The organism is Streptomyces sp. SCSIO ZS0520 (assembly GCF_025643355.1).
GTDB lineage: Bacteria > Actinomycetota > Actinomycetes > Streptomycetales > Streptomycetaceae > Streptomyces > Streptomyces physcomitrii.
In genome coordinates this window covers 1,028,130-1,045,509 of sequence record NZ_CP092644.1, presented here as the reverse complement: position 1 = coordinate 1,045,509, position 17,380 = coordinate 1,028,130, and the positions used below count along the sequence as shown (strand labels likewise).

Annotated in this window: 3 protein-coding genes; all 3 read left to right on the top strand. The window is 75.6% G+C overall.

What is annotated here, in order from left to right; all coding sequences use genetic code 11:
- Positions 1–11: 11 nt before the first annotated feature.
- Genes MID12_RS03525 through MID12_RS03515 form a run of 3 tightly spaced genes read left to right on the top strand, consistent with a single transcriptional unit; the run spans position 12 to position 17,369 of the window.
- Positions 12–4,745 (top strand): type I polyketide synthase, encoded by a 4,734-nt coding sequence (locus MID12_RS03525; RefSeq protein WP_317633360.1) that lies wholly within the window; start codon positions 12–14, stop codon positions 4,743–4,745.
- 22 nt (positions 4,746–4,767) lie between these two features.
- A complete protein-coding gene (locus MID12_RS03520; protein WP_411577040.1) occupies positions 4,768–15,888 on the top strand; it encodes an SDR family NAD(P)-dependent oxidoreductase in 11,121 nt (3,706 codons plus the stop codon).
- Positions 15,885–17,369: a DHA2 family efflux MFS transporter permease subunit gene (locus tag MID12_RS03515; RefSeq protein ID WP_263164814.1), complete on the top strand. Its 1,485-nt coding sequence runs from the start codon at positions 15,885–15,887 to the stop codon at positions 17,367–17,369. Before MID12_RS03520 ends, MID12_RS03515 begins: the two co-directional genes overlap by 4 nt.
- The last annotated feature ends 11 nt before the right edge of the window (positions 17,370–17,380 follow it).

Below are 17,380 nucleotides of genomic sequence, written 5' to 3'. Positions count from 1 at the left end.
AGAACCCGCCCGTGTCCAACGAAGACAAGCTCCGCCACTTCCTCAAGCGCGTCTCCGCCGAGCTGGAGCAGACCCAGGAACGGCTGCGGGAGAGCGAGTCACGCGACAGCGAACCCCTCGCGGTCGTCGCCATGAGCTGCCGCTTCCCCGGCGGCGCCGACACCCCGGAAGCGCTGTGGAACCTCCTCGCCGCGGGCACCGACGCGATGACGGGCTTCCCCACCGACCGCGGCTGGGACCTCGACGCGCTCCTCGACCCGGACGCGCCGCACGGCTCGCACGCCCGCGAGGCCGGTTTCCTGCCCGGGGCCGCCCACTTCGACGCCGGGTTCTTCGGCATCTCCCCGCGCGAGGCGCTCGCCCTCGACCCGCAGCAGCGCCTCCTCCTGGAGACCTCCTGGGAGGCCTTCGAGCGCGCCGGGGTCGACCCGGGCAGCCTGCGCGGCAGCAGGACCGGTGTCTTCATCGGCACCAATGGCCAGGACTACGCCCCCGTCGCCGTCAACTCCGAGCAGGACCTCGGCGGTCACATCATGACCGGCAACGCGGCCAGTGTGCTCTCCGGCCGCCTCTCCTATGTGTACGGGCTCGAAGGCCCGGCGGTCACCGTGGACACCGCCTGCTCCGCCTCCCTGGTCGCCCTGCACCTGGCCGCCCAGGCGCTGCGGCGCCGGGAGTGCGCCCTCGCGCTCGCGGGCGGCGCCACCGTCATGGCGATGCCGACCCTGTTCTCCGAGTTCAGCCGCCAGGGCGGTCTGGCCCGCGACGGCCGCTGCAAGGCCTTCGCGGCGGGCGCGGACGGTACGGGCTGGGGCGAGGGCGCCGGACTGCTGCTCCTGGAACGGCTCGCGGACGCGCGGCGCAACGGCCACGAGATCCTGGCGGTGCTGCGCGGCTCGGCGGTGAACCAGGACGGCGCCTCCAACGGGCTGACCGCTCCCAACGGCCCCGCCCAGCAGCGCGTCATCGAAGAGGCCCTGGGCAACGCCCGCCTCACCGCCGACCAGGTCGACGCCGTCGAGGCACACGGCACCGGCACCGAGCTCGGCGACCCCATCGAGGCCCAGGCGCTCCTGGCCACCTACGGCAGGGCCCGCCAACTCCCGCTGCTGCTCGGCTCGGTGAAGTCCAACCTCGGGCACACCCAGGCCGCCGCGGGCGTCGCCGGTGTCATCAAGATGATCCTCGCCCTGCGCCACGGACAGCTCCCGCGCACCCTGCACATCGACGAGCCGACCCCCCGGGTCGACTGGTCGGCGGGCACCGTACGCCTCCTCACCGAACACACCGACTGGCCCGAGACCGGCCGCCCCCGCCGCGCCGGTGTCTCCTCCTTCGGCATCAGCGGCACCAACGCCCACATCATCCTGGAACAGGCACCCGAGCGGGCGCTCGCGCAGGCCTCGGACCAGGCGCCCGGGCAGGCCATGGGGGAGCAGCCCGCGGGACGGTCCGGCGGGGACGTCGTACCGCCGGAGCCCGTCCGCCGCGGCCCCCTCCCGTTCGTCCTCTCCGCCCGTGACACCGCGGGCCTGCGCGCCCAGGCCGCCTCCCTGCACGCCCACTTCTCCGCCCTCCCCGAACTGCCCCTGAGGGACGCCTCGTTCGCCCTGGCCACCACCCGCGCCGCCCTCGACCACCGCGCCTCCCTCACCGCCGAGACCCCCACCGAACTCCTGTCCTCCCTCCACGCACTCGCGACCGGCGACCCCACCCCCGGAACCGTCCAGGGCACCCCGCTCGACGGCCGGACCGCTTTTCTGTTCACGGGTCAGGGGGCGCAACGTGCGGGGATGGGGCGGGAGTTGTACGAAGCGTTTCCTGTCTTCGCCGAGGCTTTCGATGCCGTGTGTGGGGAACTCGATCGTCACTTGGGCCGGTCGCTGAAGGGCGTCATATTCGACGGTGATGCGGAGGCGTTGGACCGTACGGGGTGGGCGCAGCCTGCGTTGTTTGCTGTGGAAGTGGCGTTGTTCCGGTTGGTGGAGTCGTGGGGTGTGCGGCCGGACTTCCTTCTGGGGCATTCGATCGGTGAGATTGCCGCCGCGTATGTGGCGGGGGTGTTCTCTCTTTCTGACGCGGCTCAACTCGTCGCTGCGCGGGGCCGGTTGATGCAGGCCTTGTCGCCGGGTGGGGCGATGCTCGCGGTGTCGGTCCCGGCGGGGGAGGCTTCGCGGCTGTGTGCGGGTTACGTGGGCCGGGTGGAAGTCGCCGCGGTCAATGGCCCGTTGGCGTGCGTGCTGTCCGGTGATGCGGATGCGGTGGCGGAGTTCGAGGAGGCGGCGCGCGAGGCCGGTCACCGGGTGAAGCGGCTCTCGGTGAGCCATGCGTTCCATTCCCCGCGTATGGACCCGATGCTCGCCGAATTCGCCTCGGTCGTAGGCGGGTTGACGCTGTCGGAGCCCCGGATCCCGCTCGTCTCGAACGTGACCGGCGAGCTGGCCGAGCCCGCCGAACTGACCACTCCCGACTACTGGGTACGCCACGTCCGTCAGACCGTCCTCTTCCACGACGGCGTACGCACCCTCGCGGACGCCGGAGTCACCCGTTTCCTCGAACTGGGCCCGGAAGCGGTCCTGACCGCCTTGGTGCGGGAGACCGTGTCCAGTACGGATGAGGGAGTGGCCCCCGTCGCGGTGCCGATGGTCCGGGGCGAGGGCGGTGAGGAGCGCTCGGTGGCTGCCGCGCTCGGTGCCCTGTTCTGCGCCGGTGTCGTCCCCGACTGGCGTGCCGTTTACGGGAGTTCGCCTACGGCGCGGGTTCCACTGCCCACGTACCCCTTCCAGCGGGAGCGCTACTGGGCGGCGGCGCGTAGCGGAGGTGCCGTCGCCGGGAGGGAGGCCGCCGCGGGCCTCCAGTACCGCGTCGTCTGGGAACGCCTCGCGGAGCCCTCGGCCGCCGGGCCTGCCGGGACCTGGCTCCTGGTCGGTGACCGGAGCGGGTCCGTACGGCAGGCTCTCCTGGAGCGGGGTGCCGAGGTGCTGAGTCTGGCGGCGGCGGAGAGCCGGAAGGGTATGGCGGAGCGGATCCGTGCGGCGCTGGCGGGGCGGGAGGCGCTCGCCGGGGTGCTGAGCCTGCCCGCCGCGCCGGGGGAATCCGGACTCGACGAGGTGCTGCTGCTGCACCAGGCGCTCGGCGACGCCGTCGTGGCGGCCCCGCTGTGGTGCGCCACCCGGGGCGCCGTCTCCACCGGCGAGGGCGACCGGCTCGCCGAACCCGCGCAGGCCCAGGTCTGGGGGCTCGGCCGGGCCGCCGCCCTGGAGAGCCCCGAGCGCTGGGGAGGCCTGCTCGACCTGCCCGTGGCGGAGGGCGCGCAGGCGCTCGATCTGCTCTGCCGGGTGCTCGCCGATCCGGCGGGGGAGGACCAACTCGCCGTGCGGGAGGGCGGGTTGTACGCGCGCAGGCTGGTGCGTGCCGAGCGTCCCTCGGCGGCGGCCAGGGAGTGGCGGCCCTCCGGAACCGTCCTGATCACGGGGGGTACGGGTGCCCTCGGCGCCCATCTCGCCCGCCGTCTCGCGGACCGCGGTGCCGAGCACCTGCTCCTCACCGGCCGTCGCGGGCCCGAGGCGCCCGGGGCCCGGGAACTGGCCGCCGAACTCGGCGAGCGGGGCGTCCGGGTCACCCTGGCCGCCTGCGACGTGGCCGACCGGGGCGCGCTCGCCGCGCTGCTCGACGAGGTGCCGACGGAGTTCCCGCTCACGGCGGTCGTGCACACCGCGGGCGTCCTCGACGACGGCGTCCTGGACGCGCTGACCCCCGAGCGGCTCGCCACCGTACTGCGGCCGAAGGCGGAGGCCGTGCGCCATCTGCACGAACTCACCGCCGACCGGGACCTGGCCGCCTTCGTCCTCTACTCCTCCTTCTCCGGGGCGGTGGGCGGGGCCGGGCAGGCCAACTACGCCGCCGCCAACGCCTTCCTGGACGCCTTCGCCGAGCAGCGCCGGGCCGACGGACTGCCCGCGACCGCGCTCGCCTGGGGCGCCTGGGACGGCGGAGGCATGGCCGCCGCCGCGGACGGTGTCAGCGCCCGCCTCGACCGGCACGGCGTCCGCGCCATGGCGCCCGCGCGGGCGCTCGACGCCCTGCAGCAGGCACTCGACCACGGGGACGCCTGCCTGGCCGTCGCCGACCTCGACTGGGAGCGTTTCGCCGCCGGGCTCACCGCCGTACGGCCCAGCCCGCTGCTCGCGCGGATACCCGAGGCCGCCCGGCAGCGCGCCCAAGCCGCGGAGGGGGGCCTGCGCGAGCGGCTCGGCGCGCAGAGCGAGGAGGAACAGCTCAGCATGCTGCGGGAGTTGGTGCGCGGGCAGGCGGCGCGGGTGCTCGGCCACGGCGGTGCTGACCGGGTCGAGGCCCGCAAGCCCTTCCGCGACCTCGGCTTCGACTCGCTGATGGCCGTCGACCTGCGCAACGCCCTCGGCGCGGCCACCGGCCTGAGCCTGCCCGCCGGGGTCGTCTTCGACCACCCGAACCCGGAGGCGCTCGCCGCCTACCTGGTCTCCGCCCTCGGCGGCACCGCGGCCGGCCGGGCACTCGACGGCCTCGCCCGCCTGGAGGGCTCGCTGCCCGGACTCGACGACGCGGCCACCCGGGCGGAGGTCGCGGACCGCCTCGAAACCCTCCTCGCGGCCCTGCGCGACACCCCGGCCGAGGACCCGGCCGCCGAGGAGGACGCGGGCAGCGCGGGCCTCGACACCGCGGACGACCTGTTCGCGTACATCGACGAGAAGTACGGAACCCGCTGACATGAGCGACGCGCAGAAGCCGATGAGCAACGAGCAGAAGCTGCTGTCCTACCTCAAGCGGGTCACCAGCGATCTCGACGAGGCCAACAAGCGGCTGAAGGACGCCGAGGACCGCGAGCACGAGCCCATCGCCCTGGTCGGCATGGGCTGCCGCTTCCCCGGCGGCGTGCGCTCACCGGAGCAGCTGTGGCGGCTCCTCGCCGAGGGCACCGACGCCCTCGTCCCCTTCCCCGCCGACCGCGGCTGGGACCTGGCGGCCCTCTACGACGAGGACCCCGACCGGGCGGGCACCAGCTATGTGCGCGAGGGCGGATTCCTCGACGGGGCGGCCGAGTTCGACCCCGCCTTCTTCGGCATCAGCCCCCGCGAGGCGAAGGCGATGGACCCGCAGCAGCGGATCCTGCTCGAAGTCGCCTGGGCGGCCCTGGAAGGCGCCGGACTCGACCCGGCGGCCCTGCGCGACAGCCGCACCGGTGTCTTCATGGGCACCAACGGCCAGGACTACGGAGCCCTCTTCGGCGCCCTGGCCGCCGAGGACGGCCTGGAGGGCTACCTCGGCACCGGCAACGCGGCGAGCGTCCTCTCCGGGCGGCTCTCCTACGTCCTCGGCCTCGGCGGCCCCGCCGTCACCGTGGACACCGCCTGCTCCTCCTCCCTGGTCTCGCTGCACCTGGCCGCCGAGTCCCTGCGCCGCTCCGAGTGCAGCCTCGCGCTCGCGGGCGGGGCCACCGTGATGGCGACCCCGCGCGTCTTCGTGGAGTTCTCCCGGCAGCGCGGTCTCGCCGCCGACGGCCGGTGCAAGGCCTTCGCGGCGGGCGCGGACGGTACGGGCTGGGGCGAGGGCGCGGGCATCCTCGTCCTGGAACGGCTCTCGGACGCGCGGCGCAACGGCCACCAGGTCCTGGCGGTGCTGCGCGGCTCGGCGGTGAACCAGGACGGTGCCTCCAACGGGCTGACCGCTCCCAACGGCCCCGCCCAGCAGCGCGTCATCCGCCAAGCCCTCGCCCAGGCCCGCCTCACCCCCGACCAGATCGACGCCGTCGAGGCGCACGGCACCGGCACCACCCTCGGCGACCCCATCGAGGCGCAGGCCCTCCTCGACACCTACGGCAGGAACCGCCCCGCCGAACGCCCGCTCTGGCTCGGCTCGGTGAAGTCCAACCTGGGGCACACCCAGGCCGCCGCCGGGGTCGCGGGCGTCCTCAAGATGGTCCTCGCCCTGCGGCATGCCACCCTGCCCCGCACCCTCCACGTCGACAGCCCCACCCCGCACGTCGACTGGTCCACCGGCGGCGTCCAACTCCTCACCGAGCAGAGGGAATGGCCCGCCCTCGACCGCCCCCGCCGCGCGGGCGTCTCCGCCTTCGGCGTCAGCGGCACCAACGCCCACGTCATCCTGGAAGAGGCCCCCGAAGGGCCCGCCGAGGACGAGAATCACGACCGGCCCCGGCCGCCCGTACACACCTGGCTGCTCTCCGCCGCCACCCCGGAAGCCCTCCGCCGCCGCGCGGGCCAACTGCGCGCCCACACCGCCCGGCACCCCGGCCACACCCCCGCCGACCTCGCCCACTCCCTCGCCCGCGCCCCCCGCTTCCCGCACCGCGCCGCCGCCACCGGCACCACCCGCGAGGACCTGCTCACCGCCCTCGACGACCTCGCCGTACGGGAAGGCCACAGCGAGCCGACGACCGCTTTTCTGTTCACGGGTCAGGGGGCGCAACGGGCAGGCATGGGACGGGAGTTGTACGAGGCGTTTCCTGTCTTCGCCGAGGCTTTCGATGCCGTGTGTGCGGAACTCGACCGTCACTTGGGCCGATCGCTGAAGGGCGTCATATTCGACGGTGATGCGGAGGCGCTGGACAGTACGGGGTGGGCGCAGCCTGCCTTGTTCGCTGTGGAAGTGGCGTTGTTCCGGTTGGTGGAGTCGTGGGGTGTGCGGCCGGACTTCCTTCTGGGGCATTCGATCGGTGAGATTGCTGCCGCGCATGTGGCGGGAGTGTTCTCTCTTTCTGACGCGGCTCAACTCGTCGCTGCGCGGGGCCGGTTGATGCAGGCGTTGCCTTCGGGTGGGGCGATGCTCGCGGTGTCGGTCCCGGCGGAGGAGGCTTCCCGTCTGTGTGCGGGTTACGTGGGCCGGGTGGAAGTCGCCGCGGTCAATGGCCCGTTGGCGTGCGTACTGTCCGGTGATGCGGATGCGGTGGCGGAGATCGAGGAGGCGGCGCGCGAGGCCGGTCATCGCGTCAAGCGGCTCGCGGTGAGCCACGCTTTCCATTCCCCGCGCATGGATCCGATGCTCGCCGAATTCGCCTCGGTGGTTAGCGGTTTGACGTTGTCCGAGCCCCAAATCCCGCTTGTCTCGAACGTGACCGGCCAGCTGGCGCAGCCGACCGAACTGACCTCCTCGGACTACTGGGTACGTCACGTCCGTCAGACCGTTCTCTTCCACGACGGCGTGCGTACCCTCGCCCGCGAAGGTGCCCTGGTCTTCCTGGAGTTGGGGCCCGAGGGTGTGCTGACCGCCGCCGCCCGGGAATGCCTGGCGGAGTCCGCGTCCGGGGGCCATGGCTGCACCGCGCTGCTGCGCCGGGACCGCGGGGAGGCGCAGTCGGTGCTCGCGGCCGTGGGGGAGCTGTTCACCTACGGGATCGACGCCGACTGGGCCGGGGTCCTGCCGGGCCGCCGGGTGGAGCTGCCGACGTATCCCTTCGCACGGGAGCGGTACTGGCCCGAGCCGGAGCGTGCGGGCGATGTCGCCGCGGCCGGATTGCAGGGTGCCGCGCATCCGCTGCTCGGCGCGACCGTGACCCTGGCCGAGGACGAGCAGGTGCTCTTCACCGGCCGCCTCGCGCTGCGTACCCACCCCTGGCTGGCCGACCACGCCGTCGAGGGCACTGTCTTCGTGCCCGGAACCGCCTTGGTGGAGCTGGCGGTTCGGGCCGGTGACGAGGTCGGCCTCGGGCGGCTCGACGAGCTGACCATCGAGGCGCCGCTGATACTGCCCGAGCAGGCTGCCGTACAGCTCCAGGTCCGGCTGGGGGCGCCCGAGCCGGACGGCGGCCGTACTCTCGCCCTCCACTCCCGGCAGGACGGGGACCAGTGGATCCGGCACGCCACCGGCCGACTCGGCGCCGCTGCCGCCCCGCAACTCCCCTCGCTCGACTGGCCGCCCGCCGATGCCGAACAGGTCCCGGTGGAGGGGCTGTACGCGCATCTCGCGGAGTCGGGCTTCGGTTACGGACCCGCCTTCCAGGGACTGCGCGCGGTCTGGCGCCAGGGCCAAGAGGTGTACGCCGAGGTCGAGTTGCCCGAGGAGGCGGGCGCGGCGCACCGGTTCGGGCTGCACCCGGCGCTGTTCGACGCGGCCCTGCACGCGGTCGGCCTGGGCGAGTTCGTCACCGGCAACCGGCCGAGCCTGCCCTTCTCCTGGACGGGCGTCACCCTGCACGCGGCGGGCGCCGAGGCCCTGCGGGTGCGGATCTCCCCGGCGGGCCAGGACACCGTCGCCCTGGTGGCCGTGGACCCCGGCGGCGCGCCCGTGGTCAGCGTCGAGGGGCTGGCCCTGCGACCGGTTCAGGGGGCCGCCACCCGGCGGCCCGACTCCCTCTTCCAGGTCGACTGGACCGAGCTGCCCGCGCCGGAGGGGACGCCCAACTCCGCCTCCGTATGGGTGAGTTCGGCCGAGGAGCTGGCCGCGTTGGAGACGGTGCCCGCCAGGGTCCTGGTCTCCTGCACCGGTTCGGGTCACTCCCCGGCGGGGCTGGTTTCCGCGGCGCACGGCCTCGCGCATCGCGCCCTCGGCCTGGTGCAGGACTGGCTCGCCGAAGAGCGGTACGCCGCCGCCCAGTTGGTGTTCGTCACCCGGGGCGCGCTGGCCGCCGTGCCCGGCGAGGAGGTGCCCGACCCGGCGGCGGCGACCGTCTGGGGACTGCTGCGGTCCGCGCAGGCCGAGAACCCGGGAGCCTTCCGGCTGGTGGACGCGGAGGGCGCGGGGCCCGACGCACCCGACGCGGGACTGCCGACGCTCACCACCCTCGACGCCGGACTGCCCACGCCCGCCAGCCTCGACGCTGCCCTCGCCCTCGACGAGCCCCAACTCGCCCTGCGCGGGGGCCGAGTGCTGGCCCCCCGGCTCGCCCGTGCCACCGCCGGGTCCGAGCAGGCCGCCTCCCTCGACCCGGAGGGCACGGTCCTCATCACCGGCGGCACCGGCGGTCTCGGTGCCCTGCTCGCCCGCCATCTGGTGCGCGCCCACGGCGTACGGCGGCTGCTGCTGGTCGGCAGGCGCGGCGCCGGAGCCGAGGGGGCGCGTGAACTCGTCGCGGAGCTGGCCGAGTCGGGCGGTGAGGCGCGACTCGCGGCCTGCGATGTCGGCGACCGGGAGGCGCTCGCCGCGCTGCTCGCGAGCATCCCCGCCGCGCATCCGCTGACCGCCGTGGTGCACGCGGCGGGCGTACTGGACGACGGGGTGATCGGCTCGCTCACCCCCGATCGCCTGGACACCGTGCTGCGGCCCAAGGCGGACGCGGCCTGGCATCTGCACGAACTCACCGCCGACCGGGACCTCGCCGCCTTCGTGCTCTTCTCCTCCGCCTCCGGTGTCTTCGGGGCGCCGGGGCAGGGCAGTTACGCGGCGGGCAATGTCTTCCTGGACGCGCTGGCCCAGCACCGGGCGGCCCGCGGACTGCCCGCGACCTCGCTGGCCTGGGGCCTGTGGGCCGAGGGCGGCGGCATGGGCGGGCGGCTCGCGGACGGCGACCGGGGCAGGATCACCGGCTCCGGGCTCGCCGCGCTCACCGCCCCGCAGGGCCTCGCCCTCTTCGACCGGGCGCTCGGCCACCCCGCGCCGCTGCTCGTCCCGACCCCGCTGGATCTGCGGCCCTCCGGTGCCGAAGTACCGCCGCTGCTGCGGGGGTTGATCCGTACGGCCACCCGCCGCCCGGCCGCGGGCTCCGGCGGCACGGACCCCGGCGGCACCTGGACCGCCGAGGGGGTGGCGGAGCTCGTACGGCGGCAGGTGGCCGCGGTGCTCGGCCACTCCGGCACCGCCGCGGTCGCCCTCGACCGCGCCTTCACCGAGCAGGGCTTCGACTCGCTGACCGCCGTCGAACTGCGCAACCGCCTCACCGCCGAGACCGGTACCCGCCTCACGGCCACCCTGGTCTTCGACCACCCCACCCCCGCGGCCCTCATCGCCCACCTGTGCGCCCGGCTCGTGGCGGGACCGGAAGCCGCACCGGCGCCGTCCCCGCGGGCGCCCTCCCGGACCCGTACCGAGGACGACCCGATCGTGGTCATCGGGATGGCCTGCCGCTACCCGGGCGGAGTCCGCTCGCCTGAGGACCTCTGGGAGCTGGTCGCGGCCGGGCGGGAGGGCATCGCCGGGTTCCCCGAGGACCGCGGCTGGGACCTCGACGCGCTCTTCGGCGAGCCCGGCGAGGCGGGACGCTCGGCGGTGCGCGAGGGCGGATTCCTGTACGGGGCCGCCGAGTTCGACGCGGGCTTCTTCGGGATCTCCCCGCATGAGGCGCTGGCGATGGACCCGCAGCAGCGGCTGCTCCTGGAGACCGCCTGGGAGGCCTTCGAACGCGCGGGCATCGACCCGGCCTCGGTGCGCGGCAGCAGCACCGGCGTCTTCGCGGGCGTGATGTACCACGACTACGCGAGCGGGCTCGGCGAGGTCCCCGAGGGCGTCGACGGCCATCTCAGCACCGGCAACGCGGGCAGCGTGCTCTCCGGGCGGATCTCCTACGCCCTCGGTCTCGAAGGGCCCGCGCTCACCGTCGACACGGCCTGCTCCTCCTCCCTGGTCACCCTGCACCTGGCGGCTCAGGCGCTGCGGCAGGGCGAGTGCGGACTCGCGCTCGCGGGCGGGGCCACCGTGATGGCGACGCCGACGACCTTCGTCGAGTTCTCCCTCCAGGGCGGGCTCGCCGCCGACGGGCGCTGCAAGTCCTTCGCCGCCGGGGCGGACGGCACCGGCTGGGGCGAGGGCGCGGGACTGCTCCTCCTGGAGCGCCTCTCCGACGCGCGGCGCAACGGCCACCGGGTCCTCGCCGTGGTGCGCGGCTCGGCCGTCAACCAGGACGGCGCGAGCAACGGCCTCACCGCCCCCAACGGCCCCTCGCAGGAGCGGGTGATCCGCCAGGCCCTCGCCAACTCCGGCCTGCGGGAAGGGGACATCGACGCGGTGGAGGCGCACGGCACCGGCACCCGGCTCGGCGACCCGATCGAGGCGGGCGCCCTGCTGGCGACCTACGGGCAGGGGCGCGAGGAGGGCCGCCCGCTGTGGCTCGGCTCGCTGAAGTCGAACCTCGGGCACACCCAGGCCGCCGCCGGGGTCGGCGGGGTCATCAAGATGGTGATGGCCCTGCGGGAGGGCGTGCTGCCGCGCACCCTGCACGCCGAGGAGCCGAGCCCGCACATCGACTGGGACTCCGGCGCCGTCAGCCTGCTCACCGAGCGCCGCGACTGGCCCGCCACCGGCCGCCCCCGCCGCGCCGCCGTCTCCTCCTTCGGGATCAGCGGCACCAACGCCCACGTCATCCTGGAACAGGCACCCGCCGCCCCGGCCCCGGCCCCCCGGGAGCCCGTGCTCCCCGGCCCCGCCGTGCCCTGGCTGCTCTCCGCCAAGTCACCGGCCGCCCTGCGTGCCCAGGCCCGCGCCCTGGCCGCGTACGCCGAACAGCGGCCCGCGCTCGACCCGGCCGACCTCGGCCTGTCCCTCGCCACCACCCGGTCGGCCTTCGAGTACCGGGCCGCGGTGGTCGCCGAGGACCGGGCGCGGCTGCTCGGCGGGCTCGCCGCGCTCGCGGCGCGGGAACCCGCCGACCACCTCCAGGAGGGCCGGGCCCGCCAGAGCGCCGCCCCCGTCTTCGTCTTCCCGGGGCAGGGCGCGCAGTGGCAGGGCATGGCCCTCGAACTCCTCGACGGCGCACCGGTGTTCGCCGAGCGCCTCGAAGAGTGCGCGCGGGCCCTCGCGCCCCATACGGACTGGTCCCTCACCGATGTCCTGCGGGGCGCCGAGGGCGCGCCCGGGCTCGACCGGGTGGACGTGGTGCAGCCGGTGCTGTGGGCGGTGATGGTCTCGCTCGCCGAGCTGTGGCGCTCCTGCGGGGTGCGCCCCGCCGCGGTCGCCGGGCACTCGCAGGGCGAGATCGCGGCGGCCTGTGTCGCGGGCGCGCTGAGCCTCGACGACGGGGCGCGGGTGGTAGCGCTGCGCAGCGCCGCCCTGCGCTCCCTCGCCGGGCGCGGCGGCATGGCCGTACTGCCGCTGCCGCTCGCCGAGGCCCGCGCGGCGCTGCCCGAGGGGGTCTCGGTGGCCGCGGTGAACGGCCCGCGCTCGGTGGTGGTCTCCGGGGACACCGCGCCCCTGGCGGAGGTCCTCGACCGGGTGCCCGGCGCCCGGCGGGTCTCCGTGGACTACGCCTCGCACTCCGCCCAAGTGGAGGAACTGGAAGCGGAGTTGGCCCGCGCTCTGGCCCCGGTGCGCCCCAGGTCCGCCGAGGTGCCCTTCCTGTCCTCGGTGACCGGCCGGTGGCTGGACGGCACCGAACTCGACGGCGGCTACTGGTACCGCAACCTCCGCGAGACCGTCCGCTTCGACGAGGTGACCCGGATCCTCGGCGAGTCCGGCAGCCATGTCCTGATCGAGGTCAGCCCGCACCCCGTCCTCGTCCCGGGACTCGACCACCCGGGTCTCGGCACCCTGCGCCGCGACGAGGGCGGCACCGGCCGCTTCCGGGCCGCGCTCGCGGAGGCCTTCACCCAGGGTGTCGAGGCCGACTGGGGTGCCGTCTTCGCCGGGGCCCGCCGGGTCGACCTGCCCACCTATGCCTTCCAGCGCGAGCGGTACTGGCTGCGCTCCACCGCCCGCACCGGCGAGGTGGCGTCCGCCGGGGTGGAGCCCCTGGCCCACCCGCTGCTCGGCGCCCATCTCTCCCTCGCCGAGAAGGACACGGTGGTCCTCACCGGCCGCCTGTCCGCGCGCGAGGACCGCTGGCTCGCCGACCACGCGGTAGGCGGCACCGCCCTGCTGCCCGGCACGGCCTTCGCCGAACTCGCCCTGCAGGCGGCGGCCCGGGTCGGCGCCGCCGAGATCGCCGAACTCACCCTGGAGACACCCCTGTTGCTGCCGGAACAGGGCGCACTCGACCTCCAGGTGACGGTCGAGGCGGCCGACGCCGGAGGCCGCAGACAACTCGCCGTGCACGCCCGCCGCACCGGCGAGCCCTGGACCCGGCACGCCTCCGGCACCCTCGCCCCCACCGCCACGACCGAGCTCCCCGCCGTGGACACCGGGTGGCCGCCGCGGGGAGCCGAACCCGTCCCGCTCGACGGCTTCTATCCGGCGCTGGCCGAGGCCGGTCTGGAGTACGGGCCCGCCTTCCGCGGACTGCGCGCCGCCTGGCGGCACGGCGCGGACCTCTACGCCGAGGTCACGGCCCCGCAGGACGCCGAGGCCGCACGCTTCGCGCTGCACCCGGCGCTGCTCGACGCCGCCCTGCACGCCGCGGGCCTCGGCGGCCTCGGGGACGGGGTCCGGCTGCCGTTCTCCTGGACCGGGGTACGGCTCCACCGCCCCGGCGCCGACACCCTGCGGGTGCGCCTGTCCCCGGCCGGAGCGGACGCGCTCGCGCTGACCGTCCTGGACGGCTCGGGGAACCTGGTGGCCACCGTCGGCTCGCTCCTCCTCCGCCCGCTCGCCACCGGCCGACTCGGCGTCCAGGACGCCCTGTTCCAGGTCGACTGGCGGCGGATGCCCGTACCGGAGGCGGGCCCGTACCCGGAGGCCGCGCGCACCGTCGAGGTGGACACCGGCGCCGGGCTGCGCCCCGCCCTGCACGCCGCGCTCGGCGCCGTACAGGAGTTCCTGCGCGCGCCCGCCGCGGGTCCGCTGGTCTTCGTGACCCGGCGGGCGATGGACGTCCCCGGGCAGGCGCCCGACGCGGAGACCGATCCGGTGGCCGCCGCCGTCTGGGGGCTGCTGCGCTCGGCGCAGTCCGAGCACCCGGGGCTCTTCCGGCTGCTCGACACCGACGGCACCGAACCGCCCGCCCTGCTCGCCGCCGCCGTCCGGGGCCTCGACGAACCGGGCCTCGCGCTGCGCGGGGGAGCGGCTCACGCACCGCGCCTGACCCGGGCCGCGCTCCCGGCCGCCGATGCCGAAGCCCCATGGCCCGGCGGGGAGTTCGGCCCCGAGGGCACGGTGCTGCTCACCGGCGGCCTGGGTGTCCTCGGCCGTGCCGTGGCCCGCCACCTGGTCACCGCGCACGGCGTACGCCATCTGCTGCTCGTCAGCCGCAGCGGCGGCGGCGCGGGCACGGCGGACGAGGTACGGGCCGAACTCGCCGCCATGGGCGCGGAGTCGGTGCGCCTGGCCGCCTGCGATGTCGCCGACCGGGACGCCCTCGCCGCCCTGCTCGCGACGATCCCCGCCGAGGCTCCGCTGCGGGGCGTCGTGCACGCCGCGGGCGTCCTCGACGACGGTGTGGTGCAGTCGCTGACCCCCGAGCGGCTCGACACCGTCCTCGCCCCGAAGGCCGAAGGGGCGTGGAATCTCCATGAGTTGACCGCCGGGCTCGGCCTCACCGCCTTCGTGCTCTTCTCCTCCGCCTCCGGCCTGCTCGGCGCACCCGGGCAGGCGAGCTACGCCGCCGCCAACGCCCACCTCGACGCCCTGGCGGCCCTGCGCCGCGCCCAAGGGCTGCCCGGGCTCTCCCTCGCCTGGGGGCTGTGGGCCGAACGCGGCGCGATGACAGCGGAGTTGGACGCGGCGGAGCCGGCGCGCAACGGCGGGGTGCGGGCCCTGAGCACCGAGGAGGGGCTCGCCCTCTTCGACGCCGCCCGCGCCCAGCGGGACCCGCTGCGGGTGCCGCTGCGCCTGGACACCGCCGTGCTGCGGGCCCGCGCCGCCGAGGAGGGCACCCCGCACCTGCTGCGCGAGCTGCTCCCCGCCCCTGCCGCGAAGCCCGAGGCGGACACCGCTCCCGCGGCGGACCTCTCGGACCCGCTCGCCGTGGTGCGCGCCCAGACCGCCGCCGTGCTCGGCCACGCCTCGGCCGACGAGGTCGAAGCGGACCGCAAATTCCTGGAGTTGGGCTTCGACTCGCTGACCTCGGTACGGCTGCGCAACCGGCTCAACACGGCCACCGGCCTCAGCCTCACCGCCACCGCGATCTTCGACCACCCGACTCCGGCCCAGCTCGCCGCCCACCTCGCCACGCTCCTCGGCGCATCCCCCGGGGCACCCCGGCAACCGGCCGAGAGCGGCGGACCCGTCGCCGCCCTCTACCGGGCCGCCTGCGCCGAGGGCAGGATCGAGGCGGCCACCGACCTCCTGGTGGCCGCCGCCCGGCTGCGGCCCGCCTTCACCTGGCAGCCGGGGGACGCCGACCAGGCCCCGCTCGAAGCGGTCCGCCTCGCCGCAAGCCACCGTCACAGCGAGGACGAGGACGAGGACGCGGGCGGGCTCCCGCTGTTCGCCCTGCCCTCGCTGACCGCCCTGTCCAGCCCGCACCAGTACGCCCGGTTCGGGGCCGCCCTGCGCGAGCGCCGCGCCCTGTCCGTACTGCCGCTGCCCGGCTATGTGGACGGCGAGGCGCTGCCCGCCGACCTCGGCTCGCTCGTCGGGCGGGTGGCCGAGGCGCTCCGGCAGCACGCCGGGGGCGGCCCCTTCGCGCTCGCCGGATACTCCTCCGGCGGCTGGCTGGCCCACGCGGTCGCCGCCTGCCTCGAAGAACTCGGCGCCGCCGCCCGGGCGTTGGTGCTGCTCGACACCTTCCTGCCGGGCGACGCCGCCGACCCCGCCTTCCGCGGCGAGATGGTCAGCGCCATGTTCGCGCGCGAGGAGGACTTCGGCTGGGCCACCGACGCCCGGCTCACCGCCATGGGCGGCTACTTCGGGCTCTTCCACCGCTGGGAGCCCGCACCGCTGGCCACCCCGGTCCTCCTCGTACGGGCCGAGCGCTCCCTCACCGGGGACCACCGGCCGCGCTGGCCGGGGCCGCACACCCCGGTGGACGTCCCCGGCGACCACTTCACCATGCTGGAGCAGGAGGCGGCCGCCGCCGCGGGCGCCGTCGACGCCTGGCTGCGCACCGCACCCGGGGCGCAGCGCACCGAGGGGGAGAGGACCCGGCCGTGACCGGACGACACCGTGAGACGAGGAACGGCCGGGCGCCGGGACCCGGCCGGGCGCCGCGCCTCGGGCGCGAGGTACGGCGGGCCGCGACCGTGGTGATCCTCGGGGCGACCCTGTCCTTCCTCGACACCACCATCGTCAACGTCGCCCTGAAGGCCCTCGCCTCGGACTTCGGGACCTCCCTGGACACCATCCAGTGGATCGCCACCGCCTACCTCCTCGCGGTCGCCGCCGCCATCCCCGCCTCCGGCTGGGCGGCGCGGCGCTTCGGGGCCCGGCGCGCGTACACCACCGCGGTCGTCCTGTTCACCCTCGCCTCCCTGCTGTGCGCGCTGGCGCGGAACGAGGGCCAGCTCATCGCCTTCCGGGCCCTGCAGGGTCTCGGCGGCGGGCTGATCATGCCGGTCGGGCAGATCATCCTCGCCCGGGCGGCCGGACCGGCGAACCTGCCCCGGGTGATGGCGGTGGTCGGGGTGCCCATCGTGCTCGCCCCCGTCTTCGGCCCCTTCGCCGGCGGGCTGCTGCTGCACTACGCGGACTGGCGGTGGATCTTCCTGGTCAACCTGCCGGTCGGCGCGCTCGCCGTGCTGTGCGCGCTGCGGCTGCTGGCACCCGACCGGCCCCAGGACGCCGCCCCGCTCGACGCCCTCGGCCTCGCGGCGATCTCGCTCAGCATGGCGGGCCTCACCTACGGACTCGGCGAGGCCGGCCGGGACGCCTCGGCGGGCACCTTCGCCGCCCTCGGCGCCGGAGCGCTGCTGCTCCTCCTCTTCGTCGTCCGCACCCTGCGCATCCCGCACCCCCTCTTCGACATCCGCCTCTACCGCGACCCCGTCTTCCGCGCCGCCTCCCTCACCACGGTCTTCCTCGCGATGGGCATGTACGCGGGGATGGTCCTCATGCCGCTGTACTTCCAGAGCGTGCGCGGCGAGGGCCCGGTGGCCACCGGCGTCCTCCTGGTGCCCTCCAGCATCGGCGCCGCCGCGGCCACCTGGCTCTCGGGCCGGGTGGTGGAGCGCCTCGGCGGCGGGCGCACCGCCCTCATCGGGGCGGCGCTGAGCCTGGCCGCCGCCGTGCCCTTCGTCCTGATCGCCGCGGACACGCCCTACGCGGTGGTCGCCGCCGCCATGGGGGTCTCCGGTTTCGGCGCCGGGCTCTCCGTGATGCCCGCGATGACCTCCGCCTTCCGCGCCCTGGACCCGCGGAAGATCAGCGACGCCTCCCCGCAGCTCAACATGGTGCAGCGGCTGGGCGGTTCGCTCGCCACGGCCGTCTTCGTCGCGGTCCTGCAGAACGGCCTCGACGAGGCGGACGCCACCGTCGAGCAGCGGATGGCGGCGTTCACCGCGACCTTCTGGTGGTCGCTCGGCGCCGCCGCGCTCGCCGCCCTCACCGCGCTCCTGCTGGCCCGGGCCCAGCGCCGCGCCCGGCACGCCAGGGCCCGGGCCCTCCGCCGCCGCGCCACCGGGCGCACCCCGGCCTGAGCGCGGGCGCC

Bases quoted from the DNA above. Each gene is read 5' to 3' on its own strand.
- MID12_RS03520 (WP_411577040.1), top strand. From the start codon at position 4,768: ATGAGCAACGAGCAGAAGCTGCTGTCCTACCTCAAGCGGGTCACCAGC.